Below are 24,323 nucleotides of genomic sequence, written 5' to 3'. Positions count from 1 at the left end.
CGCGACGGCTGATATTCACCACGATTCCAACCGTTGACAGCTTTCGGCGATTGTGTGGGTCAGAATCGCTCCCGGTGGCGCTCCTGTTCGAGGACGGCGTCGAGATCGGCCAGTCGTTCCATCGACGCCACGGCCCGCCGCGTTCGCATGTTCTTGGCGAGCCGGTCACGGTGGCGATGCGTGAAGGCCCAGTAGCCGGCAGTGAACGGGCATGCGTCCGCGCCTATCCGCTTGCGCGGATCGAACTCGCAGTCCTTGCAGAAGTCGGACATCTTGTTGATGTAGGCGCCGCCCGAGCTGTAGGGCTTGGTCGCCATCTTGCCGCCGTCGGCGTGCTGACTCATGCCCACGACGTTGACCGGCATCACCCATTCATAGCCGTCCACGAAGTTGGCCGTGTACCAGCGGGTGAGCTCGTCCGGGTCGTATCCCTGTTGCAGCGCATGGTTTCCCAGCACCATCAACCGCGGGATGTGGTGGACCCATCCTCGGTCGTGGACGCCACCCAAAGCATCGGAGAGGCATTTGGCCGTCACCGCGCCGGCATCGAGATCGCGGAACCAGTCGGGCAGCGGCCGATGCGCGTTCAATTCGTTGTTCCCGGTGCGGTAGTCGCGACCGAAATGCCAGTACAGATGCCAGACGAACTCACGCCACCCCAGGATCTGCCGGATGAACCCCTCGGCGGATGCCAACGGGACCGACCCTTCACGGGCGGCGGCTTCGGCGGCATGAACCGGGTCCAGCGGGTGTAGCAGCGACAGATTCAGCGGCACCGACAACAGCGAGTGGGACATCGACCAGTCCCCACCCATCATCGCGTCCTCGTATGGCCCGAAATCGGCCAGCCGATGGTCGATGAACGTCTCGAGAGCGGACTGCGCCTCCGCCGCGGTCACCGCGAACAGCCGCGGCCCGTCGACACCCGACCACGGTGCGTCGAGTGCGTCGAGGTCGGCGCGCACCTGCTCGTCGATCCCGTCCTCCTCGGGCCACCAGGGGTCGGGCACTCCCAGGGTCGGCGTCTTGGGCGGCGACTTCCGGTTGTCGTGGTCGTAGTTCCACGCCCCACCCATCGGTTGATCGCCGTCCATCAGGATGTCGAAACGCGTGCGCTGATCGCGATAGAACATCTCGAGGCGAAAGCGTGAACTGTTCCCCGCCCACTGTTCGAAGTCACTTCTGGGAAGAGCGAACGACGGATTGGGCAGGACCTCCTCGACGAGGCCCTCCGCCTGGAGGCGATGCACGAAGTCGTGAGCGGCCCACGAGGTCGGCTCATGCACCACCACCGGTCGGCCGAACTCGACGAGGGCGTCGCGGTAACCGTCCGCTTTCAGGTAATGGGCGCGCTCGCCGAGGTCGTCGGCCAGGTGCCGCATCCCCGACAGCAACAGATGCGCCTTCTGCCGGTGGCCTGCCCGCCTCCGCAAGGCCGCGGTGGACTCGATGAGGACCACCTCACGTCCGAGATGGCCGTCGGCGGAGTGGATATGGGGACCGAGTTGGTCGGCAAACAACCACAGCGGCGCCGAAGAATCGCTCACCTCGTCCAGCGTACGGTTTGCTCAGCGGCGGGCCACGGAATCGACGATCTCGTCGATGAAACCGGGCGTCACATCGAGACGCTGCATCGCGGTTCGATAGATGATCGGCCCCAGGGTTCTTGCCACCACGTCTGCCTGATCGAGTTTTCGATCCAGTTCACCACGCTCGACGGCCTGGTCGATCATCCCTTCCATCACCCGGTATGTCCGCTCGATGAGCTCGGCACCGAGGTCCGCGATCACCGTGTGATTGTCGGCCTCGGCGATCATCAAGGCGATGAACTGCCGACTGGTCGGCAGGGCCAATTCCACAGCGGCGTGCGTGAGCTGATTCCGCAGCCACTCGTCGAATGGTTCGTCGCCGGGCTGCATGATCGTCTGATCGATGTCGCGCAGGGTGTCGACGAGCAGGTCCAGTGTGGTCGGCCAGTGCCGGTAGACCGTCGCCCGCCCCACCCCCGCCTTGAGCGCGACACGCTGATGCGTCAGCCCCGAGGCGCCTTCCTCCTCGAAGATGCGGTGCATCGCCTCGATGACCACTTGTCGTGTGCGGGTGATCCGCGCATCGACGGCCGGTTGTTCAGTCACGTATCGAGCATATGCGAGTGGGCGTGTCCGATTGTTGCGCAAACGAATGTTCGTGAAGTCGGCAACTATATTTCACTTTCTTTTGTCGCCCCCATCGAGAAATGTTTTCGGCCTCCCCGTACTCTCATCTAAACGCGTTCGACCGGCGACAACAAAGAACGCCCTGCCGAAAAGAAGAGAATTGTGCGAGACGATCAACACGAACGGAATGTGATTGCAACCGTTCTCACATATGCATTTGTTCTCTTGATACTCGGCGGCGGAACCGCCGTTACTCTTGCACTCATTCAGGCGACGCCGGAGAACCGGTCACCCACGGTCGCCGACAGCAGGTCGGTTGCATCGCTCATCGCCGGGGCGCCACAGACCCATCAACTGGGTGACGCTGTGGTGGTCGACACCGGTGGCGGTGAACTCCAGATCACACTGGACAACGTGCGCGCGGGCGCAGAGGGAGCGGACTGTTCGGGCGGCTCTCTCCACGTCGTGGACGCCACGGTCCGATTGGTGCGCGGCACCGCACTTCTCGAGCCCGCAGAACTCACTGCGCGCACGTCCGGCGGAAGCCAATTGACAACCGTCGCAACAGCACTCGAGCACCCACTGCAAGCGACAACCCTCACCCAGAACGACGTGGCCACGGGATCGGTCGCGTTTGTGCTACCCCCTGGCGAGACGATCGTGGCCCTGTCGTTTGCAGGCGGTTCAGAAGTGGCGACCTGGGCGGTGCCCGATGACACCTCCGGCCCGCTCGAGCCCTGAGGTCAACTCGAAAGACACTCTGCTCTGCCGACTACAGCGGCAGAGACAGCTCCTTCGCCCCACCCGGTTGTGAGCCAACCCGCCGGAACCACTCGGTACCGAACGCAGCTTTCAATTCCTCGTCCGCCAATTTCAGCACAGGGCCGAAGTCGCCGATCTGGGTCTCGTGCACTTGCATCGCCGCACGCTTGGCCGCAATGGCCGCGGCCACGTCCACCCTTGTGGTGATCTCCGCTTCCGGGGTGCCGAACGATTCGAAATCGATCGGCGAGTCGTCGTTGTTCCATTCCGGATTCGACATCAACATCTCGCGCATCTGATCCCGATTGATCACGCTCTCGTACACGTTCTGCACGCCGGCGATTTCCGCGGCGCGCATTCCGACGCGGTGCACCTGGATGTGGTCGGGGTGCCCGTAACCGCCGTTGCTGTCGTACAGCGTGATGACATCCGCCTTCTCCTCGCGGAGCACAGCGGCCAGACGTTCGGCCGCCTGCTCGACGGGGACGTTGGCGAAGGCGTCCGGGCTGTTGTTCTCCGGCGTGCCGGCCATCCCGGAGTCGGCGTAGCCCAGCATGACCAGGCGGTGCGCGCCCAGGATGCGGGCAGACTTCTCGAGTTCGGTACGCCGACGCTCGGCGAGCGATTCGCCCGGGACCAGCAGTCCGTCGGGGACCTCACCCGCAGCACCGTCGGTGGCCGTGACGAGTACCACCCGGTGGCCGGCATCGGCCGAGAGCCGGATGATCCCACCGGTCCCGAACACCTCGTCGTCGGGATGAGCGTGGAAGCAGACGAGGACACCCATGAATCAACCGCCACCTAGTGTTTGCCGAATGCACCAACCGGCACCGATCGGTGCCGGTTCTGACGTGGAGCCGCCTGCGAGAATCGAACTCGCGACCTTTTCATTACGAGTGAAGCGCTCTACCGACTGAGCTAAGGCGGCGTGCTGCCAAGGCAGCGCAGACGAGTCTATCGACCGGAGCCGACAGCGACCAAACCGGCTCAGTCAGTGAGCTCTCGATGCGGCAAAAGGCCCAGCTCCGCAGCTTTGTCGATGAGATACCGCGTGGTCGCGATCCGGTCCGGCACATCGTCTCCGGGTGTGACGACGTCGAACCCATTGCGGATCAACGCCGACCCGACAAACCCGGTCCACACGTCTGCGGCCGCCGTCGGAAGGCCTCCGTCGGCCAGCCCCCGAACGAACTGGCCCACGACGTCTGCGATGAAGCCTTCACCCATGGCGATCGCGGGACTGCCCCGACCGAACAGCAGTTGCCCGAGGTCATAGCCGACCGCATGCCGGGGAAATTGCGCAGTGTCGATCAGGACGATCGTGCGTGGATCTCGGGGATCTTGGCGCAGATTCTCGGGCGCGGCGTCACCGTGAACGGGCGTTTGGGGCAGTGCGTGAACAACGCCGAGCACGTCCTCGAGATGTTCACCCACCCTGAGCAAGTCGCTGACGAGTTCCGGCGTGACGAGGTCGCCCGCGGCATCCCCCGTCGGTCCGGAGAGAAGCGGGAGCAGGCCGGACATCACGCGACCCCTCGCGATCATCGTCAGAGCGAAGCCGTCCTCGAACGCCTCGGACATCGCCGATCCGGCCAGAGAACGACGGCCTGCCAGTTCACCGAGCAAGCGCGCCGTGCCTGCTATCTGCTCGGCGGTGAACGGCGCAGATGCCTCTCCCAGGTCCTCCATCCACATCGTCCGGAGCTGATCGCCGTGCCACTGCGATTCCAGGAGCCCGACCGCGCGCATGCCCACCGGGCACGCCGCCGTGAGCTCGCTCAGCACCTCGGGCTCACCCGACCACGGGAACGTCGCGAGAAACATCGCCCGATCTGAGTCGGAGAGCTGGGCGAGCATCGGCCAGCCGCTCGGGTGTCGCAATGCCTTGACCACGGAGGTGGCCGAACCGTTGGCCCCGACGATGTGCACACGCCAGAGGCCACCTGTGCCCGGCGCAGCAATCTCGAAGTCGAGCGGCCGGGCCGAGTAGGTGACGGACCCCGTCACACCAAGTGCGCGAGCCACCGTGGACAACGTGCTGTCAGTAGGAACCGGCATCTCGATCATGATGAACACCGCCAGAGTAGTAAACTAGCTTGATCAATGGCCTTTATACTAAAGGAACTTTACTAAATGGCGCAACGGTCTCCCATGACTCATCTGGCGGCCCTGATGGACGACGCGTTCACGCAATTCCGACGGGATCTGCTCACCCAGGTCGGCGACGTGGGACCGCTGCGGCCGTCACATCTGCGCATCCTCGATTCCGTCGACAAAGACGGCACTCGGCCCAGCACCCTTGCCGAGCGGACCGCGATCACAAGGCAAGGCATCTCGCAATTGATCGGCCACCTCGAAGAGCACGGATACGTCGAGTCCGTACGCGACCCGACTGATCGCCGCGCCACGATGATCACTCCCACACCCCGCGGGGTGGCCGCGGTGCACCGCACGCGCGAAGCGATCGGTGAGGTGGAACGCGTCTGGGCCGATCGGCTCGGCCCGGACCGCTACGAGGTGTTCCGCACCTGCCTCGAGGAACTCGGTACCGCCGAACCGCCGGCGACGTGAGCATCCGCCACACTCAGTGGCGCAGGGCCAAGCCGATCTTGGCGACCATCGAATCGACCGCGAACTTCGGTTTGACGTTGAAACCCAACGACTCCCGGCATTCCAGAACCGCCTCGACGCAGGCCAGCAGTTCCTCGCGACGGGCGTAGCCGGCCATCGCGACAGTCTGCTCGGACATGTCGGGGTGCATCGCGGTCACCGACGATCCATACGACGCCGCCAGCGCGTCCCGGAACAGAGCCGCCAGATCAACGAGCGCGCGATCAAGGAGGTCGCGCCCGGTACGCGTCTCCCGGGACTTCTGCCGGCGTTCGAGATCCTTCAGGATTCCGGCCGAACCCCGCATGGCCCCGACCGCACCTTTTCCCGTGCCGCCGGCCCCGAGCGCAGTCCGCATCTCCTCGGTCTCGGCCTCGTCGAGCCTGGCACTGATGGCCTTCGCCGCGGCGTCGGCCGACTTCACAAGAGCCTCGGCCGCCGAGTATGCGGTCGCGTCCCTGGTGGCCGCCCGTGCGACTGCCAGCGCCTGCTTGCGCTGCTCACGGGCCTCGTCGTCAGTGGCCAGCCGTCGCGCCCGACCGACATGACCGCCACACACCGACGCGGCCCACTTCGCCATGTCCGGATCGATGCCGTCGGACTCGATGAGCACCTCGGCGATCGAGGCCACCGACGGCATGGTCAGCGCCACGTGTCGGCACCGCGACCGGAGCGTCACCGAGATGTCCTCGGGATCGATGCTGGGGGCGCACAGCAAGAACACCGTGCGAGGTGGCGGTTCCTCGACCGCCTTCAACAGCGCGTTGGCCGCGCCTTCGGTGAGCCGGTCGGCATCCTCGATCACCACGACCTGCCAACGACCCACACTGGGACGGCGCGCAGCGGTCTGAACGATGGCTCGCATGTCCTTCACCGGAATCGACAATCCCTGCGGGACTATCCTCCGAACATCCGAATGTGTGCCCGCCATCACAGTCGTGCACGCGTGACATCGCCCACATCCGGGCGAATCGGTCACCTCACATTGCAGCGAGGCAGCGAAACACTGAGCCGCTACAGACCGCCCCGAACCAGGCGGACCGGTGAACAGCCACGCGTGTGTCATCGCCGATGAGCCGGAGTCCGGGTCCCCGGCAAGCAGTGGTAAAGGGTCATTTCCGTGCGCTTGAAGGTCGCGCGAGGCGGCGAGCCGAACTGCGGCAACCGCCGCCGATGTGAGTTCACCCACCACCGCGTGCTGGCCGACGAGTCGATCGAACACAGTTGTCACAGGTCAAGCCTATCGGGCGCCTCCGACTGTCGTGTTTAACTCTTGCAAGCAGCCAGCTACCGTGGTCACGTGGTGGAAAGACAGTCACGCTTACAACGGGGATGGCACCTGTTGCGCTGGCTGGTGCGCACACCGTGGCCGGTCCTGGCTCTGGACATGCTCCGGGCCAACGTCGTCGGCGCCCTGTTCACTTTTGCCTTCCTCCGGTTCGGCCTCCCCCAGCAGACGTCGGTCCAGTTGTCCGAGATCAGCGGCCTGAGCCAGCTGGTGTTCGTGGTCTACCTCTTCATCGCCGGCCTGGTGAGTGCGTACGCCACCATCGCCCTGTCGCTCCCGGTTCTCGTATGGACCCGCCGACGATCCCGACTCGACAACGAAAGCGCACGCCGACGCGCCCTTCGCCTCCCGGTGCTGCTGGTGCAGGTGCATGGCGCCCTGTGGTTGCTCGGCGGCGCGATCTTCGCCCTGCTCAGCCTGTCGCAGTCAGCGAAGACGGCCATCGTCGTGGCACTCGGTTCGTTCGTCGGCGCCCTCATCACCTGCGTGCTGGGCTACATGCAGTCGGAAAAAGTCCTCCGCCCCATCACCGTTGCCGCGATGGCCAACAACCCTGAGAGCGCCTCGGCCCCCAGCGTCACCCAGCGCATCATCCTGTTCTGGATCATCAGCGTGGCCGCTCCCCTCTGCGTCATCATCGCACTGGTGATCGGTCAGCAGATCGGCGTGATCGACACCGACGCCGCCGGTCTGCAACGCCCGGTCCTGTGGATGGCGATCGCCGCACTCGCCTTCGGTTCGATCGGTCTCGTCCGCGTGGTGTCCGCCATCGCCGACCCCATCAAACAGCTACGGTTTGCGCAGGCAGAGGTGCGAGAAGGAAACCTCGACACCTCCGTGCGCATCTACGACGGCAGCGACCTCGGTCTCCTACAAGCAGGATTCAACGAGATGGTGGCCGATGTGCGTGAGCGCCAACAGCTCCGCAACCTGTTCGGCCGCTACGTCGGCGAAGACGTGGCGCGCCGTGCCATCGAGATCGGCACCGAACTCGGTGGCGAGGAACGCTACGTCGGGGTGCTGTTCGTCGACATCGTCGGATCGACCCGACTGGCCGTCAACCGGCCGCCCCGCGACGTCGTCAACCTGCTCAACGAATTCTTCCGGGTGATCGTCGACGTCGTCGGCCGCCACGGAGGCTTCGTCAACAAGTTCCAGGGCGACGCCGCCCTCGCGATCTTCGGCGCCCCCTTGGATCAGGAAGACTTCGCCGGTCACGCGCTGGCCGCGGCCCGAACGCTCCGTCAGGAACTGGACACCGCGCTGGGCGACACCGATGTGGGTATCGGCGTATCGGCAGGTAAGGCGATCGCCGGACACATCGGTTCGCAGCAACGACTCGAGTACACCGTCATCGGCGACCCGGTGAACGAGGCGGCCCGGCTGACCGACCTGGCGAAGTTCGAGCCGAGTCGCGTACTCGGTTCTGCCCGCGCCGTTTACCTGGCGTCATCGGAGGAAGCCGAGCACTGGGACATCGGCGAGGGTGTCGAACTACGTGGGCGCGGCATCGAGACACGTTTGGCGAGGCCGAAATACGAGGTCGAGGTCTAGCTCCACCAGCATCGTCCCCGTCGGCCGGGGCGGAGGGGCATATGCCCTCTGCCGTCGCCGACGGGGACGATCGTGGTGCTAGTCCGCCTTCTTCTTGGCAGCAGCCTTCTTCGCCGGAGCTTTCTTCGCCGCTGTCTTTTTGGCGGTGGTCTTCTTCGCGGTTGTCTTCTTGGCAGCGGTCTTCTTTGCCGGTGCCTTCTTGGCCGACTTCTTCGCCGGGCCACGAGCACGCCTGTCCGCCAGCAACTCCGACGCACGCTCGTCGGTGATCGACGCGACGTCATCGTCTTTTCGCAGGCTCGCGTTGGTCTCGCCATCGGTGACGTACGGACCGAAACGGCCGTCCTTGATCACCATCGGCTGCTCGGAAACCGGGTCCTTGCCCAGCTCACGCAGCGGAGGAGCAGCTGCTGCCCGACCGCGGCGCTTGGGCTCGGAGTAGATCTTCAATGCCTCGTCCAAGGTGATGTCGAAGATCTGGTCCTCGGATGTCAACGAACGAGAATCGGTGCCGCGCTTCAGGTATGGCCCATAGCGACCGTTCTGTGCGGTGATCTCCTGGCCTTCGGCATCCTGCCCGACAACCCGTGGCAACGACAGCAACTTCAACGCGTCGTCGAGAGTGACCGAGCCGATCTCCATCGACTTGAACAGCGACCCGGTGCGCGGTTTGGGGCCGGCCTTCTTGGCCGCCTTCTTCGCGGTTTTCTTGGCCGTCGCCTTCTTGGTGGCGGTTGCGGTGCCGCCACCGCCTGTCGGTGCGTCCAGTGGGGTCGCGCCGTCGTCGAGCGGCGTGAGTGCAGGCGGAGGAGTCAGCGCCGGGACCGAGTTCCCGTCGTCGCCTTCGTCTTCCGGATCCGGGAGGATCTCGGTCACGTACGGACCGAAACGTCCTTCCTTGGCGACGATCTCATGACCGGTGAGCGGATCGACACCCAGGGTGCGGCCCTCTTGCGGTGTGCTGAAAAGCTTTTCGGCCAAATCCAGCGTGAGCTCGTCGGGCGTGATGTCGTCGGGCAGGTTGGCGCGCTGCGACTCCGGCTCGCCCCCACCTTCAGGGGTGACCGTGCGCTCGAGGTACGGACCGAACCGGCCGACCCGCACGTACACCGGGCGCCCCTGTTCGTCGTCGAACAACCGGATCGAGTTCACCTCACGGGCATCGATCTCTTCGAGGTTCACGCCGACGAGCTTCTTGAGCCCGGTGCCGGCCTGTCCCTCTGCGCCCTCCTGCCCGTAGTAGAAACGGGTCAGCCAGGCGGTGCGATTCTCGGCGCCTTGCGCGATCTGGTCGAGGTCGTCTTCGAGGGTGGCCGTGAAGTCGTAGTCGACAAGGCGTTTGAAGTACGCCTCGAGCAGTCCGACCACCGCGAACGCGATCCAAGACGGCACGAGGGCCGAGCCCTTCTTGTGCACGTACCCACGGTCTTGGATGGTGCCGATGATCGACGCGTACGTCGACGGACGTCCGATCCCCAACTCCTCCAACGTCTTGACCAAAGAGGCTTCGGTGTATCGGGCGGGTGGGTTGGTGGTGTGCCCGTCGGGACGCAGCTCGGTCGCGGTCAGCGACTGACCTTCGACGAGATTCGGCAGGCGACTCTCGGCGTCGTCCGCGGTGCCGCCGGCCTGCTCATCCACCGTCTCCACATAGGCCGACAAGAAGCCCGGGAAGGTGATAGTGCGACCGGACGCCGCGAAGGTACAGGTCTCCCCGGTTTGAGCCTTACCGCTGATCCGCAGACTCATCGTGGTGCCGCGTGCGTCGGCCATCTGCGAAGCGACCGTGCGCTGCCAGATCAGCTCGTACAACCGGAACTCGTCGGTCTGCAGCGCCGAGGCGACCTGACCCGGCGTCCGGAAGGACTCGCCCGCCGGCCGGATGGCCTCGTGCGCCTCCTGCGCGTTCTTCACCTTGCGGGTGTACTGCCGCGGCGTCGGATGGACGAAGTTGGCCCCATAGAGATCACGGGCCTGATTACGGGCCGCTGTGATGGCCGACTCGGACAGCGTGGTCGAGTCGGTACGCATGTAGGTGATGTAGCCGTTCTCGTACAGCCGTTGTGCCACCCGCATGGTGCGGTCGGAGGTGAACCGGAGTTTGCGGCCGGCCTCCTGCTGCAGGGTCGACGTCATGAACGGCGCGTACGGGCGGCGCGTGTAGGGCTTCTCCTCGACCGACGACACCGTCATCGCGGCGCCTTGGAGCCCTGACGCGAGCGACACGGCACGCGACTCGTCGAGCACCGTCACCCCGTCGGCCTTCTTCAGCGCACCGGCGGAGTCGAAGTCGCGGCCACTGGCCACGCGGTCGCCGTCGACACTGACCAGCCTGGCGCCGAAGCTGCGGGGTGTCGCATCCGCGCCGGCGTCGAGCGTGGCGGCGATGTCCCAGTACGTTGCCGACCGGAACGCCATCCGCTCGCGTTCGCGCTCGACGATGATACGAGTGGCCACCGACTGCACACGGCCTGCCGAGAGCTTCGGCATGACCTTCTTCCACAGGACCGGCGACACCTCGTAGCCGTACAGGCGGTCGAGGATGCGTCGGGTCTCCTGAGCGTCGACCAGGTCTTCGTCGAGGTCACGGGGGTTCTCGGCGGCAGCTCTGATGGCCGATTCGGTGATCTCGTGGAACACCATCCGCTTGACCGGAACCTTGGGCTTGAGGGTCTCCAGGAGGTGCCAGGCGATGGCCTCGCCCTCCCGGTCACCGTCTGTCGCGAGATAGAGCTCGTCGACGTCCTTGAGCAGCGATTTGAGCTCGGTGACGGTGGACTTCTTGTCCGGCGAGACCACGTAGAGGGGCTCGAAGTCGTGCTCGACGTCGACACCGAGTCGCGCCCAGGGCTGACCCTTGTACTTGGCGGGCACGTCCGCAGCGCCGCGTGGGAGGTCCCGGATGTGTCCGCGGGACGACTCCACCACGTAGTTGTTGCCAAGATAAGAGGAGATCTTGCGGGCCTTGGTCGGAGACTCGACGATCACGAGCCGGCGCACGACACCGCCAGTCCCGCGGGCTGTTGTACCTGAATCCGCCACCGTCTTTGCCTGCACCTTTCCCTGGGCCTTCTGGCCCGTTTGTACCTTATGTATAGCGCTACTGACACACCTCTACCTGATCTGCCACCCGCGAAACCGGTCGGGGCCCGGTGTTCGAACCCCCCTCGGACAGGGTGTCGTCGCAGTTCAGCGATCGATCGGCGCACTCGTCAAATGAATGGCCAGCATGCGGCCGCCCCGGGGATGTCCGGAGCCTCACCCACTGATTCGATCAGACGCGTCAAGCGGCGTTTGCCTGCGATCCGCAGGGCAGGGGCGGCGCCCCGCGTGCCCACCAGCGTCGGCGCCACCCCTGCGCGCATCACAGCGGTGGCCAGAGCCCCATGGGACTCAGGGGTGTGCGGGTCGAGTCCCAACAGGTAGCGGTCGACGTCGCGCTGCCCGGCAGCGATCACCCACAGACGCAACGCCCGGGGGCTCGGCACCCACGTTGCGGGCATCGTCTTGATCGCGCCTTTTGTCCAAGCGCGATGGAGCGGCTCGAGAGCCCAGGTGGTGGCGGTACCCACGAGCGGCGAACCCTCAGACGACACCGAGACCTCGGGAGTCAGTCCGCACCGTTCCATCTCGTCTGCCAGCGCTTGTGCCCGCCAGTCGTCGGCCACGACCACCGAGACGCGTGCGCCGCGAGATCCGATCGTGGTTTGTCCGGCCGACGCCAACAGACCGGCGAGATCGTCCACAGACGGTTCGTCGGTCTCCGCGGAGAACATGGACAGCTGACCCACGATGAAACCGTACGGTATGCGGGCCGGAAAACGGCTCACCCCCGGACACCGGAATGCGGCGACCGGGGGTGAGATCGTCGAGCACCGAAAGAAATGCCCGAATCAAACGGAGGTTCCTCGCGTGGTGCGAAGGTCCTCGGGAGTGACCTACAGCGCGCGAACGCCGGTGGCCTGTGGGCCCTTGGTGCCCTGACCGACCTCGAACTCGACCCGCTGGTTCTCCTCGAGGGTGCGGAATCCGTTCCCCTGGATCTCCGAGTAGTGGACAAACACGTCGTCCGGTCCATCATCAGGCGCGATGAAGCCGAAGCCCTTCTCCGCGTTGAACCACTTCACAGTCCCCTGTGCCATCTTGCATTCCTTTTCTTCACCCGGGTGCGGCGGGGAGTTACCCCGCCGGGCCGGTTCCGACCGCCATACCTACTGGCGTCGCTCACGGGATGAACCCGCGCACCAACCTTCAGTACCACGCTCGCAACACGATCCCGAGAGATCGGCCAAATGCTTGAACCGCCCCCCAGAAGCTGCGACCGAGATCAGTCAATCATGTTCCGGGCGTGCACAACAGTCGAGAGTTCAATCTGATTCCAAACGTGGCCACAACCGTGATTGTCGGCAGCAATCGGTACGATCACGACGTGGTGAACTGGCTTTATGAGTAGTGATGATTTCGGCTCCGCGCTACTGGCGCGAACATTGGCCGGGATCTCCCCTGACGAATCGCCCCTCACGCACAAGTCGGTAATTCCCAGCCGGACAGCATCTTTCGCCGAGTGGCCGAACTGGGTCGCCGGTCCGGTTGAGGAAGCGCTTGTGGAGGCGGGTGTCCGCAGGCCTTGGTCGCACCAGGTGGCGGCCGCCGAACACGCCTGGGCCGGTCGACATGTGGTGCTTTCCACGGGCACCGCGTCCGGTAAATCACTCGCCTATCAAGTGCCCATCTTGAGCAGGATGCTCGCCGACCCGCGGGCCACCGCGCTCTACCTCGCGCCCACCAAAGCGCTCGGCGCGGACCAACTCCGCTCCGTCAGCTCGCTCCTGGCCGGGCGAAAGGAGTTCCTGCACCTACAGCCCTGCGCGTACGACGGAGACACCGAACCCGCGGTCCGGCAATGGGCACGCGAACATTCGAGGTGGATCTTCACCAACCCCGACATGCTGCACATCGGAATACTCGGCTCCCACGGGCGATGGCGACATTTCTTACGCGGTCTGCAATTCATCGTCGTCGACGAATGTCACCACTACCGCGGCGTATTCGGGTCGCACACCGCCCTGGTGTTGCGGCGTCTGCTGCGATTGGCACGCGCGGTCGGTGCCGATCCGGTGGTGATCGGGGCCAGCGCCACCTCGGGAACGCCAGGTGCGGCTCTGAGCAGACTCGTCGGCGCCCCCTGCGAGGAGATCACCGAGGACGGGTCGCCTCACGGTGCTCGCACCGTCGCTCTGTGGGAACCCGGTTTCGTACCCGAGATGACCGGCGAGAACGGTGCGCCGGTGCGTAAGCAGGCCGGCGCCGAAGCGGCCCGCATCCTCGCCGACCTGGTACTCGAAGGCGCCCGGACGCTCTGTTTTGTACGCAGCCGCCGAGGAGTGGAGCTGGCCGCACTCTCGGCCAAACGGATTCTCGACGAGGTCGACCCCGAGTTGTCGTCGCGGGTGGCCGCGTACCGCGCCGGTTACCTCGCCGACGACCGCAGAGTGCTCGAGCGCGACCTCGCCGACGGTCGACTACTGGGGGTCGCGACGACGAACGCGCTGGAGCTCGGCGTCGACATCAGTGGTCTCGATGCCATTGTGGTGGCGGGTTTTCCGGGCACTGTCGCGTCGTTCTGGCAGCAGGCCGGTCGCGCCGGCCGCCGCGGTGAGGGTTCACTGGTGGTGCTCGTCGCCCGCGATGACCCCCTCGACACCTATCTCGTGAACCATCCGGAAGCGTTGCTGGACAAGCCCGTCGAGGCAACGGTCACCGACCCCACCAACCCGTATGTACTCGGTCCTCAATTGCTCTGCGCGGCAGCCGAGATGCCGTTGAAAGAGGCCGAGGTGGACGCATTCGGCGCACGGGAGCTGCTCGAGGACCTCGCCCGGCAGGGGCTCATCCGGCACCGGAAGGCCGGCTGGTACGTCGCGGCGGGTGTAGATCCGCATGGCGCCGTGGACATCCGGGGCGGCATCGGCGGACAGGTGATGATCGTCGACGAGACCAGCGCTCAGCTGCTGGGCACCGTGGACACCGGTCGGGCCATGTCCACCGTCCACCCCGGGGCCGTCCACATCCATCAGGGTGAGAGCTACGTCGTCGACGAACTCGACCTCGAGGACGGGCTGGCTCTGGTCCACCCAGAAGAACCGGACTGGACCACCAGCGCCCGCGAGACGACAGTCGTGGAGATCACCGAAGTGATGCAGGAACAGCGGCACGGGCCATTGAAGGTCTCCCTCGTCCGCGTCGACGTCACCCATCAGGTGGTCGGTTATCTCCGTAAGTTGCTCACCGGTGAGGTCCTGGACTCGGTGGAGTTGGACATGCCGCCGCAGACGCTGTCGACGCGGGCGGTGATGTACACGATCGAGCCCGAGGCACTCGAGGCGATCGGGATCGCCGAGGTGGACTTCCCCGGTGCGTTACACGCCGCCGAGCATGCAGCAATCGGCCTTCTCCCACTGGTGGCCACCTGCGATCGATGGGACATCGGCGGGCTGTCGACCAACTTGCACCCCGACACGGGGTTGCCCACCGTGTTCGTCTACGACGGATATCCCGGCGGCGCCGGGTTCGCCGACCGCGGACATGAGGCGTTCGGGATCTGGATCAAGGCGACCCGGGATGCGGTGTCGGACTGCGGTTGCGAGGCGGGCTGCCCCTCGTGTGTCCAGTCACCCAAGTGCGGGAACGGCAATGACCCCCTCGACAAGGCGGCCTCCATTCGTGTTCTCGACCTGATCCTGCGTGAACTGCCCGACAGCTGAGGCCTTGTTCCGGGTTCCGCGTTGTCGGTGTCGCGGAGTCGTGCGGCTCCTGCGCCAGGCTGTGTCGACCATCTGACTGAAATAGCTTTGATTTGCCGGGGTGAGACAGGAATTCGGGTTCTTTACGGCCTTGTTTGGGCTTACCGTTGGATATCCAAACTCGTTGAAGGATTCGGCAGAAGGATTGACGATGTCTCAGAGCCCCGGGCAGCCCGACCCGTACGAACAGACGCGGTTCAGTCCGACGTCCACACCACCGCCCAGTGGGCCGCCGCAGGGGTACTCGCAGCCGGGCGGCCAGCAGAGTGGTCAGCCCGGCGTCCAATCCCAAGGCCAGTACGGGCAGCAGCCGCAGTATGGACAACCGCACTACGGGCAGCCGCAGGGCCAGCAGCCGCAGTACGGTCAGCAGTACGGCCAGCAGCCCTTGAGTGCGCAGCAGTACGGGCAGCAACCGCAATACTCGCAGGCTGGGCAGAGCCCGTATCAGGCCGGCCAGAATCCCTATGGCGGTAGCCCTTACGGCGCGGGACCCTACGACGCGGCGGCCACCGAACCGACCACGCTGTCGAAAGCGGTCAAGATCATCGGCGGGGTGATCGCGGCGCTCGGCCTGCTGACCGTGATCGCGGCGTTCTTGCCCTGGGTCACCGGCATCGTGGAGGTCAATGGCCTCGGCGACTCCGATTACGGCGTCAAGGACGGCATGATCACACTGGTCCTGGGACTGGTCGCGGCCATCTTCGGTGTGGTCTCCGCGCTGATTGCCAAGCGATCACCGCTGCACCTGGTCGCAGGCATCATCGCACTGATCGCCGGTCTGCTGATCGTGCTCACCTCGACGATCGACATCGCCGACATCAGCGACTACAGCCCCCTCCTCGAAGTCGGTTTCGGCCTGTGGCTCACCCTCATCGCGGGTATCGGTCTGGTGATCGCCGGGATCGCGGGCATCGTCAAACGAAAGTAGCCACCCCTACTCGGCCGGGCCCGCGCGGGCAACCGCGCGGGCCTGCCGCTGTCCGAAGACACCCACTTCCACCCCCACGGCCACCGTCAGCACCACATCACTGACGTCGACCGTGCACGACACCACACCCGCCGACATCCGGCGAGTGATCACCTCAGCCCGGCCACACGGGTCAGCACCTCCGAGCGCAAGAGCCTGCGCCGCGGCCAGCGCGCCGAGATCAGCAGCCGATTGCGCCTGATGCCGGGCCGAAACAGCCGCCCCCACATACACAACCAACACCACCAATCCCGCGAGCGCCGCCACCACACACGCCCCCACCACCGTCGCCGACCCGCGCTCATCGGCAACAACCCTCACGGGTCCGCACCCTCCGGCTCCACCGCCGCGACCGCATCAGCACCCACATCGAGCATCGGAAACAGCGGCACAGACGCACTCACCCGCGCCACCACCACATCACCCTCAGTCCGAATCTGCACCTGCGCGCCCCGTGGACCGACCTGCGCGGCAACCTCTTCGGCCCGACCCGAATCACCCTGCGCCGCAATCCGCGCCGCCTCACGTGCGGCATCGATACACCGCACGTGAGCCGCCACCGCGACGATCCCCACCACCCCCATCACCACCGCAGCAACAATCGAGGCGATCGCGATGGCCGCCTCCACCGTCACCATCCCCCGCTCGTCAGACACCAGACGAGCCCGACCACGACGAATCATCCGACCGACGTCTGCAACGCCTTGTCGATGATCCCCGTCAACGCCGACACGATGTTGTCGCCAGTGACAACGGTGTACAGAATGGCCCCGAACGCCGCGGCAGCGATCGTCCCGATCGCATACTCTGCGGTCGACATCCCGTCCTCGTCTGTCATCAGCAGCGCCGCGCGTGCCTGCGCTTCTCGAAAGACTCTGTTCATCATGGTTTTTCCCCCTTTTTCGTGCCGCGGCGATTCCGCGGCAAGTCTTCACAGCAGTCCCCCGCCGAACACCGGCCCGGCCAATCCGATGACCACCGGCACGATGCCCAGACAGACAAAGGCCGGCAGGAAACACAGACCCAGCGGACCGCTGATGGCGACACCGGCGCGCTCGGCTGCCGCGGCCGCCCGGTCTTGCGCTTCGGCCCGCTGACCGTCCGCCAACTCCCCGAGGCCACGCACCGGCGACGATCCGGCACGCGCCGAACGCCTCGCCATGGCAGCCAGGGCATGTGCGGCCGGATCGGCGTCGTCGGGAACGGCCCACGCACGCAACGGATCCGCGCCCAGCGAGAGGAGGTCGGCGGCCTCGGCAAGGGTTCTGCCCAGGGCCGGTGGCGCCGAGTCCGCCACCACGCGGGCCGCCATACCAACCGGGAGTCCCGACCGCAGGCACACCGCGAACAGTTCATAACTCGCCGCCGCAGCGAAGGGCTCGTCGCCGTCCTTCGGCTTTCCCAGCCAACGCGGCTCCCGACTACGGGGTGTGCGAGTAGGCGGACCGACAACCCGATAGGTGCGCCACACCGGACCTGGTATCAGCCACAGTCCACCCGCCCCGGCCACGGCGGCGACCACCCACGGCGTCACAGGGCGGTCACCTTGCCCACGATCCTGCGCGACCACAGCAGGCCGCAACACACCAGCGCCACACCGACCACCAGCAGCACGCCACCAAGGCCACCACCGAGCAGCACCGACAGCGGAGCCGCCCCGATGGCCTGCCCCAACACGATCCCGAGGACGGGCAACAACGCGAGTACCAGTGCGGTGGCCTTCGCACCGGCGAGCGCAGCCCTGGTTCGCTCACGAAAACGGTTGCGAGCCATGAGGTCCGACCGCACGGACGTCAGCAGTTCGGCCATCGGCAGTCCATATTGCTCGGCCGTGCGCCACGCCACCGCGACCCTGCGCCACGACTCGCGCTGATTGCTCTCGATCTGCTCGATGCCACCGGCGACATCACCCCCGAGCGCGGCCCGACCGGCCATCATCTGCAACATCGCGAAGGTCGCAGCACGATCGACACAGTCCTGCGCGGCCTGCCGGCACGCATGAGCGGGGTGAGCACCGACGCGGAGCTCGGCGATCATGACCTCGAGCGCTGCCAGCAGCCGGGCCATCTCAGCTGCGGCGTCGCTCTCCCGTCGTCGCGCCACCACCGCCAGGTAGATCATCGCCGAAGCCATGCCGGCCGCGAGTGCGGCTGCCGGGCCGAATACCGCCAACGCCACCACCGGTGCCGCACCGGTGAAACACGCTGCAGGATCCCCGATTCTTCGATGGGGAGGGCGGGCTGTCCCGGCCAGCCCGGCTGCGCGCAGATGCTGCGGGGTACGAGGCCACATCAGCAGAGCGACCGCAACAGCGGCGAGGACGGCGCTCACCGGCGCAGCCTCGAGCCGAGGAGATCGGCGAGATCCATTGCGGCTTGCGCGAATCCGTCATCTCGATCCCAGACCGGCACGATCTTCACCAGGCCGTCGTCGCCGCGGCGGACCATGCCGATCTCGGCGACGCCCCGGGCGCCCGAGGCGTCGCGGAAGACGCCGATCACGACGGAGATGGCTGCTGCCAGCTGACTGTGTAACGCCGGGCGATCCATGCCACCGAGCGCGGCGAGCGCCTCCATTCGCGCGGGTACCTCCGCCGTGGAGTTCGCATGCAGTGTTCCCGCGCCACCGTCGTGTCCTGTGTTCATCGCGGTGAGGAGATCGACCACCTCGGCGCCGCGGACCTCACCGACAACAATGCGATCGGGGCGCATGCGCAGCGCCTGGCGAACCAGCGCGCGTACCGGAACCTCCCCCGCACCTTCGACATTGGGCGTACGGGCCACCAGCCGCACCACATGAGGATGGCGCGGGGCGAGTTCGACCGCGTCCTCGACGCACAGAATGCGTTCGGCCGGATCAACTCGGCCGAGCAGGGCCGACAACAGAGTTGTCTTGCCAGCACCGGTCCCCCCGACAACCAGGAAGGCCAGCCGGGCGTCGATGATCGCCTCCAAAAGAGTCGCCGCCTCCGCGACGATCGCACCCGACGCGACCAACGCGTCGAGGTTCTGCGTGGCCGGCCGGAGGACTCGCAGCGACAGACACGTGCCATCGACGGCGATGGGTGGGATGACCGCGTGCAGGCGCACGTTGTAACCCCGCCTGCCGACGTCGGTGAGTTGACCGTCCACCCAAGGCTGCGCGTCGTCGAGGCGTTTGCCCGCGGCGAGCGCCAGCCGCATGGCCAGTCGCCGGACTGCATCGTCGTCCTCGAACTCGATCGTCGACGGCTGCAGCCCGTGGCCTTGGTCGACCCACACCTGTTTCGGGCCGACCACCAGGATGTCGTTGACCGTCGGTCCTGCCAGCAAGGTCTCGAGCCTTCCGGCGCCCACCAGTTCGGTGTGCAGGAACCGCAGGGCGTCAAGGAGATCGGTGTCGCCGAGGACTCCACCGGCTTCTTCCCGGACCACCGCGGCCATCACCTCGGGGGTCGGGTCCTGTGCGGTCGCGGCCAGTCGTTCCCGGACACGGGTCAGCAGAGCCGCTCGAGTGGTGCCGGCTACATCGGTCCGAGTGGTCATCGCCGCCCCCGACGTGAGTCGACGCCACGCTGGAGCACGGCTTCCGCGGTCCGCCGCAGCGGTGATCGCCGACCGAGTACAAGGCCGCCGGACTCGAGTTGCCAGGGAACTCTTGGGTCCGACCGCGTCGCACCGAGCAACGGGAGACCGATCACCTCGGCCACCTGCCGGGCCCGCAGACCCCCCGGGGCAGGGCCACGGACCACCACTTCCAGTCGCCCGCTGCGTGAGCCCATTCGTCGCACCACCTCCCGGGTGGCCGCGCACGACCGGATGGTCGCCGAGCAGACGACAACCACGACATCGGCCGCCTCCACCACGGCCGCCGCCAGCTCGTCATCTCGCCGGGGCAGGTCGACGACCACCACATCGCCGTGTGCACGGCAGGCGTCGATTGCGGCGAGCGCCGTCTCGGGACGCACAAGCTGCGCGGATCCTCGGCGGCTGGTCAGGACGGCCAGGCCGCCGCGCGCGTGGGGCAAGGCGGCGTGGAGTGAGTCGGCTGCCACCTGGCCGCTTTCCAGGGTCAGTTCCTGCCATCGAAGGCCGGGTTGGTCCTCGATGCCGAGCATCAGGTCCTGGCCTCCCCCCAGATCGTCCAGATCCAGGAGTAAGGCGCCGGCGCCCTGTTCGGTCGCCAGCAGCCCGACGGCCGCCGCCAAAGTCGACGCTCCGGCGCCGCCATGCCCAGCCAGCAGAGCGACCGCAACACCGGATGGGCCGGTGGGTGTGCGAATGCGTGACAGGGCGGAGACGACGGCGTGCTCGTCGTCGGGCAGGACGAATCCGTCTTCGGCCCCGAGGGCCAGCGCCGTGCGCCACATGTCCGGTCCACTGCCCGTCAGCCCGACCACCATGACGCCGGGTCGGCGGGGCAGACCGGCCGACAAAGTGGCGTCCACGGTGGTCGCGTCGACGAGCACCGCGGTGGCCTCGGACCACTCGCGACGACAACGGTCAGGTGCCGCACGCCACACCTGATAGCCGGAGGCTGCTGCGACACGTGCCACGTCATCGACGACCTCGGACGAGACCATGACGAGCACGCTTGGTGATTCGGGCATGGACTCAGCATCGGGTACGCCACCGACCGGGGAACCTGGCCGAACCCTCCATCTGTGGATGGCCGACGGTCTGTGGACAACCCGATCCGTCAGACGGTCGAGCAGGCACACACGCCACACAGAACTGCAGGTCAGAACGGTGAAATGCGGGGAATGATCGTGTGGGTCAGATGACCGACAGACCCCGGAAATGGGGACGACCCCGGCCAGGGGGGGAGGAGGCCAGGGTCGTCGCGTTCAGCCCCGGGGGGTCGGGCTGAAAGCCCCGGATCAGGTCCGGGTAAGAACGACTATACACAAAAACTCCGGATTGATTGCAACTTCAACCATTTGTTTCTCGTCATGCCGATCCGACATCGTTAACGGCCTCCGCTGTAGTCCGAACCGATGAATCTGCGCCCGGGATGGACGGCCGACGTACCCTCGACACGTGACTTATTCCTGGCCCGCGGACGGTGGTCCGGAATCCACCTCCGGCCCGCGGATCGCCGCCTTCTTCGACCTCGACAAGACCATCATCGCGAAGTCGAGTTCGCTGGCGTTCTCTCGCCCGTTCTTCGACCAGGGGCTGATCAACCGTCGCTCGGTACTCAAGTCGTCGTACGCCCAATTCATGTTCTTGCTGTCGGCCGCCGACCACGACCAGGTGGAGCGGATGCGCAAACACGTCACCGAGATGTGTACGGGATGGGACGTGGATCAGGTGTCGTCGATCGTCCGCGAGACGCTGCACGACATCGTCAACCCCCTGGTGTTCGCCGAAGCCGCGGACCTCATCGCCGGCCACAAGGCCCGGGGTCACGACGTCGTGATCGTGTCCGCCTCGGGAGCCGAGATCGTCGAACCGATCGGCGAGATGCTGGGCGCCGACTATTCGATGGCCAGCCGGATGAAGGTCATCGACGGCAAGTATGCGGGCGAGGTCGAGTTCTACTGTTACGGCGAGGAGAAGGCCGCGGCGATGAGTGAGATCGCCGCATCCATCGGTTACGACCTCTCCCAGTGTTTCGCCTACTCGGACTCCATCACCGACCTGCCGATGCTGCAGGCGGTCGGCCACCCCACGGTCATCAACCCCGACCGTGCGCTGCGCAAGCAGGCCACCGCTCTCGGCTGGCCGATGTTGTCGTTCACCAAGCCCATCTCGATCCGCGACCGCCTGCCCAACACGCCGTCTCCCACCGTGACCGCCTCGGCGGCAGTCGGTTTGGGCGCCGTGGTCGCCGGCGCCCTCACCTATTCGATCCTGGCCCGCAAGCGCCACTGACGCGCGACGCGCCCGAGCCCACCGCGAACACGAAAAACGTTTCCGCCCAACGGGAAATGTCAACCTCGAATTGATGTGCCCGAGGCCTTGATGTGACCGCGGTCACGGTGTAGAAAGTAGTTACGGAAAGCGCGGAAAGCCAAGTTCGGGCCGGAAGAGAAGGAACGGACTCCTGACCGCGCACTCCCAGCACGGATACCGAGCACCCACGCGCAGCACGCCGCGGGAGGCACCAGGTTGCGGGCCTGCGAGATCCGGCGTCGAGTTCGAGTGAGTTCCTTTGGGTGGGAACGGCTTCGAAGCGGCGGCGGAACACTACGCCTAGGTCATCCCACACAACCACCAAAGCACGCTTGGTAACTCGGATCCGTGCTAGCGGGCGGCGATCGGAACGCAGAGGCGGACCGGTACGCCGCCCGCAGTGCGTTCGCAGCAAGTCAGTGCGTTCGGAGCAAGGTCAGTGCGTTCGGGGCAAGTCAGTGCGTTCAGAGCAGGTCGACGACGCTCATCGCGCGGCTTCGGCAATCGAGTTCGCCTCTGCCGCACCGGCTTCGAGGGCATCACAGCACAACAGCACCCATTCCCGGATACGGTCGGGGTCTCCGGAACCGAAGGCGGTCGAACTGTCGCGGTACTCGCGCACGCGCTGGAACCACGTCACCTCGGGCACGCCCAGGTTGTGTGGATCAAGTCCGCTGCTGGTGCAGACAAGCCGCGACGCCGCGCGAGCGACGATCCCGTTCGCATACGTGAAGGGTTCGAGGGAGAGCAGTTCTGCATGCACCACCGCCGCCACGATGGGGGCGGGTGCCTTTGTCGCGCCGGTGATGAGCTGGGCGAGCAGAGCCAGACGCTGGCCGAGGTCGCGGTCCGCGCGGGGACGGCCCAACAGTTGCGGATCGTCGGTGAGGTCGTTCGCGGCGAGAACGTGCAGTCGCGCCAACGTCTGCAACGGAGCACGCGTCCAGGTCGACACAAACTGCGGAAGCGATCCGCCGTCGAGCGCCTGGGCCACCCGCATGGCACCCGAGAGCACGGGATCATCGAAGTCGCCGTCGCGCACCAGATCGACACTTCCACCGTCGATGGCAGCAGACGACCGTCCAGCCCGCCACGACGCCTCCGTTGCCGTCTTCTCCCACCCGCGCAGGTTCACCGGATGCCGGTGGGCAGCGGCCAGGGCATCACGCGCTCGGTCGGCTGCCTCGATCACGCCGGGCAGGTCGAGTATCGGGGCCAAAGGGTCGGTCACGAGAGGCCAGCGTACTGGGCCGAGATGGCGTGCCCGGCCGGGATGCGGCAGCGAGAGCAGACGGCCGGGGAGTCAGATCAATTCCAGGACGTGCCCGGCGGCGCGCGCTTTCACCACGGCTTCGTGACGGGTGCGGGCACCGAGACGAACCATGGCGGCTCGGAGGTAGGTCTTGACGGTGTCGACCGTGAGCCCGAGACGATCGGCCACCACCCTGTTGCCGAAACCCATCGCCACCAGCGACAGCACCTGCAGCTGGCGTGGCGTGAGTGCGATCGTCGGCTCGATCCCGGACCGGTCGACACTGGTGATCTGATCGACGAGTCGGCCGATCCGGCGCCGGGTCTGCTCATCCTCGGCACCTGTCGCGATGTCGCGGAGCTCGTGGATCCAGTCGGGAATCGGCCGCTGAGCCTGCTCGCGTGCTGCGATCGCGGCGACCCGGCGGTCCACCTCGTCGCGGATCCGCAGCTCGGTGCCGATCCGGCCGGCCTCGAGCGAGAGCGCATCCATCGCGTGCTCGCCGAGTAGTCCTCCGCCACCGCGCCAGCCGCCGTACAACAACCCTCTGACCGCGCCGTCTACGACGATGGGGGCCGCAGCCAGGTCGGTGATGCCCTCACCGAGGATCTGGTCGTCGAAGTCATGGGTGATCTCGCTGGCCGACCCGTAATCCCGAACCATCTTGGCCCGCTTGTTCAGCCACGTCAGCCCACCGAGCCCACGTTCGGGGGTGACCGTGATGGTTCGAAGGGCAGCAGTCTGGTGACCCACCGACTCGGTGACCTGGATGACATCCCGATCGCGCAGACCGGCGAAGACCACCGGGATCCCGGCTGTCTTGCGCAGACGTGCACTCGTGGCACGCACCAGTTCACGATCACTGGGACGGAGCACGCTGTTGTCTGGACTCATCTGCACTATCCACTTTCGGGGCTATTGCCTCCGATGATGCCGCAACCATCATGTGGTGTACAACACAGCGACCGCGCGTCTGTGACGGGACCGAGCACAGCGGCACGTGAATCGGTGTCCGGATCGGGCTCGCCCCATGCAGGTCGGGCAGCCAGTAC

23 protein-coding genes and 1 tRNA gene are annotated in these 24,323 nt (G+C 66.1%); 6 read left to right on the top strand and 18 right to left on the bottom strand.

The genetic code is table 11. From position 1 onward, the window contains the following. Positions 1-59 precede the first annotated feature (59 nt). Positions 60-1,547, bottom strand: a complete 1,488-nt coding sequence (locus CSW57_RS01790; protein ID WP_317615562.1) for a cryptochrome/photolyase family protein — start codon at positions 1,545-1,547, stop codon at positions 60-62. Positions 1,548-1,568: 21 nt separating this feature from the next. After that, the gene (locus tag CSW57_RS01785; protein ID WP_099381192.1) at positions 1,569-2,135 is read right to left on the bottom strand and encodes a TetR/AcrR family transcriptional regulator; all 567 of its coding nucleotides are present in this window, start codon (positions 2,133-2,135) and stop codon (positions 1,569-1,571) included. Positions 2,136-2,345: 210 nt separating this feature from the next. On the opposite strand from CSW57_RS01785, the gene CSW57_RS01780 reads away from it, so the two are divergent. Further along, on the top strand, positions 2,346-2,897 hold the full coding sequence (locus CSW57_RS01780; RefSeq protein ID WP_143696450.1) for a DUF1942 domain-containing protein: 552 nt from the start codon (positions 2,346-2,348) through the stop codon (positions 2,895-2,897). Between the two features lie 31 nt (positions 2,898-2,928). Here the strand turns inward: CSW57_RS01780 and CSW57_RS01775 are convergent, their stop codons facing one another. The 3 genes from CSW57_RS01775 to CSW57_RS01765 form a co-directional block, all read right to left on the bottom strand. Continuing rightward, complete coding sequence (locus tag CSW57_RS01775; protein ID WP_099381190.1) at positions 2,929-3,705, bottom strand: PIG-L family deacetylase; 777 nt, start codon at positions 3,703-3,705, stop codon at positions 2,929-2,931. Between the two features lie 65 nt (positions 3,706-3,770). Beyond that, a tRNA-Thr gene (locus tag CSW57_RS01770) sits at positions 3,771-3,846 on the bottom strand. 59 nt (positions 3,847-3,905) lie between these two features. After that, positions 3,906-4,976, bottom strand: a complete 1,071-nt coding sequence (locus CSW57_RS01765) for a hypothetical protein (protein WP_143696449.1) — start codon at positions 4,974-4,976, stop codon at positions 3,906-3,908. A gap of 93 nt (positions 4,977-5,069) precedes the next feature. On the opposite strand from CSW57_RS01765, the gene CSW57_RS01760 reads away from it, so the two are divergent. Beyond that, positions 5,070-5,489 carry a MarR family winged helix-turn-helix transcriptional regulator gene (locus CSW57_RS01760; protein ID WP_189339103.1) on the top strand — a complete coding sequence of 140 codons (420 nt, stop codon included), beginning with the start codon at positions 5,070-5,072 and terminating at the stop codon, positions 5,487-5,489. A gap of 13 nt (positions 5,490-5,502) precedes the next feature. Here the strand turns inward: CSW57_RS01760 and CSW57_RS01755 are convergent, their stop codons facing one another. Beyond that, on the bottom strand, positions 5,503-6,759 hold the full coding sequence (locus CSW57_RS01755; protein ID WP_099381187.1) for a DNA polymerase III subunit delta': 1,257 nt from the start codon (positions 6,757-6,759) through the stop codon (positions 5,503-5,505). A 69-nt stretch (positions 6,760-6,828) separates the two neighbouring features. Between CSW57_RS01755 and CSW57_RS01750 the strand changes: the two genes are divergently transcribed. Continuing rightward, a complete protein-coding gene (locus CSW57_RS01750; RefSeq protein ID WP_370623873.1) occupies positions 6,829-8,370 on the top strand; it encodes an adenylate/guanylate cyclase domain-containing protein in 1,542 nt (513 codons plus the stop codon). A gap of 78 nt (positions 8,371-8,448) precedes the next feature. Here CSW57_RS01750 and topA read toward each other — a convergent pair whose 3' ends face one another. The 3 genes from topA to CSW57_RS01735 form a co-directional block, all read right to left on the bottom strand. Next, positions 8,449-11,412, bottom strand: a complete 2,964-nt coding sequence (gene topA, locus CSW57_RS01745) for a type I DNA topoisomerase (RefSeq protein WP_099381969.1) — start codon at positions 11,410-11,412, stop codon at positions 8,449-8,451. Positions 11,413-11,582: 170 nt separating this feature from the next. Continuing rightward, on the bottom strand, positions 11,583-12,161 hold the full coding sequence (locus CSW57_RS01740; RefSeq protein WP_030169088.1) for a hypothetical protein: 579 nt from the start codon (positions 12,159-12,161) through the stop codon (positions 11,583-11,585). A 147-nt stretch (positions 12,162-12,308) separates the two neighbouring features. Further along, positions 12,309-12,512: a cold-shock protein gene (locus tag CSW57_RS01735; RefSeq protein WP_023956397.1), complete on the bottom strand. Its 204-nt coding sequence runs from the start codon at positions 12,510-12,512 to the stop codon at positions 12,309-12,311. Between the two features lie 303 nt (positions 12,513-12,815). On the opposite strand from CSW57_RS01735, the gene CSW57_RS01730 reads away from it, so the two are divergent. After that, entirely contained in the window at positions 12,816-15,134 is a 2,319-nt protein-coding gene (locus CSW57_RS01730; protein ID WP_099381186.1) for a DEAD/DEAH box helicase, read from the top strand. A gap of 190 nt (positions 15,135-15,324) precedes the next feature. Then, entirely contained in the window at positions 15,325-16,104 is a 780-nt protein-coding gene (locus CSW57_RS24370) for a DUF5336 domain-containing protein (RefSeq protein ID WP_189339102.1), read from the top strand. Positions 16,105-16,110: 6 nt separating this feature from the next. Here the strand turns inward: CSW57_RS24370 and CSW57_RS01720 are convergent, their stop codons facing one another. From CSW57_RS01720 to ssd, 7 genes are read right to left on the bottom strand one after another with little or no spacing between them, the layout of a single operon-like run. Continuing rightward, positions 16,111-16,464 carry an Rv3654c family TadE-like protein gene (locus tag CSW57_RS01720; protein ID WP_099381185.1) on the bottom strand — a complete coding sequence of 118 codons (354 nt, stop codon included), beginning with the start codon at positions 16,462-16,464 and terminating at the stop codon, positions 16,111-16,113. After that, the gene (locus CSW57_RS01715; RefSeq protein WP_062795131.1) at positions 16,461-16,781 is read right to left on the bottom strand and encodes a TadE family type IV pilus minor pilin; all 321 of its coding nucleotides are present in this window, start codon (positions 16,779-16,781) and stop codon (positions 16,461-16,463) included. The genes CSW57_RS01720 and CSW57_RS01715 overlap by 4 nt, the downstream gene beginning before the upstream one ends. A 41-nt stretch (positions 16,782-16,822) precedes the next feature. Further along, positions 16,823-17,029, bottom strand: coding sequence for a DUF4244 domain-containing protein (locus tag CSW57_RS01710; protein WP_030169063.1), 207 nt, complete (start codon positions 17,027-17,029; stop codon positions 16,823-16,825). A gap of 45 nt (positions 17,030-17,074) precedes the next feature. Continuing rightward, entirely contained in the window at positions 17,075-17,677 is a 603-nt protein-coding gene (locus tag CSW57_RS01705) for a type II secretion system F family protein (protein WP_099381184.1), read from the bottom strand. Further along, the gene (locus CSW57_RS01700) at positions 17,674-18,474 is read right to left on the bottom strand and encodes a type II secretion system F family protein (RefSeq protein ID WP_099381183.1); all 801 of its coding nucleotides are present in this window, start codon (positions 18,472-18,474) and stop codon (positions 17,674-17,676) included. Before CSW57_RS01700 ends, CSW57_RS01705 begins: the two co-directional genes overlap by 4 nt. Next, positions 18,471-19,667 carry a TadA family conjugal transfer-associated ATPase gene (locus CSW57_RS01695; protein ID WP_099381182.1) on the bottom strand — a complete coding sequence of 399 codons (1,197 nt, stop codon included), beginning with the start codon at positions 19,665-19,667 and terminating at the stop codon, positions 18,471-18,473. The genes CSW57_RS01700 and CSW57_RS01695 overlap by 4 nt, the downstream gene beginning before the upstream one ends. Then, complete coding sequence (ssd, locus tag CSW57_RS01690; RefSeq protein WP_099381181.1) at positions 19,664-20,731, bottom strand: septum site-determining protein Ssd; 1,068 nt, start codon at positions 20,729-20,731, stop codon at positions 19,664-19,666. The genes CSW57_RS01695 and ssd overlap by 4 nt, the downstream gene beginning before the upstream one ends. Before the next feature lie 430 nt (positions 20,732-21,161). Here ssd and CSW57_RS01685 point away from each other — a divergent pair, with 430 nt between their 5' ends. Then, positions 21,162-21,998 (top strand): HAD-IB family hydrolase, encoded by an 837-nt coding sequence (locus tag CSW57_RS01685; RefSeq protein WP_099381180.1) that lies wholly within the window; start codon positions 21,162-21,164, stop codon positions 21,996-21,998. 505 nt (positions 21,999-22,503) lie between these two features. Here CSW57_RS01685 and CSW57_RS01680 read toward each other — a convergent pair. After that, the gene (locus CSW57_RS01680) at positions 22,504-23,250 is read right to left on the bottom strand and encodes an oxidoreductase (RefSeq protein WP_099381179.1); all 747 of its coding nucleotides are present in this window, start codon (positions 23,248-23,250) and stop codon (positions 22,504-22,506) included. A 72-nt stretch (positions 23,251-23,322) separates the two neighbouring features. Beyond that, positions 23,323-24,165: a helix-turn-helix transcriptional regulator gene (locus CSW57_RS01675; RefSeq protein ID WP_099381178.1), complete on the bottom strand. Its 843-nt coding sequence runs from the start codon at positions 24,163-24,165 to the stop codon at positions 23,323-23,325. Positions 24,166-24,323 lie beyond the last annotated feature (158 nt).

Source organism: Williamsia muralis (assembly GCF_002735905.1).
Lineage (GTDB): Bacteria > Actinomycetota > Actinomycetes > Mycobacteriales > Mycobacteriaceae > Williamsia > Williamsia muralis_A.
The sequence above is the reverse complement of the archived record's forward strand: the minus strand, read 5'-3'. Positions and strand labels throughout refer to the sequence as shown.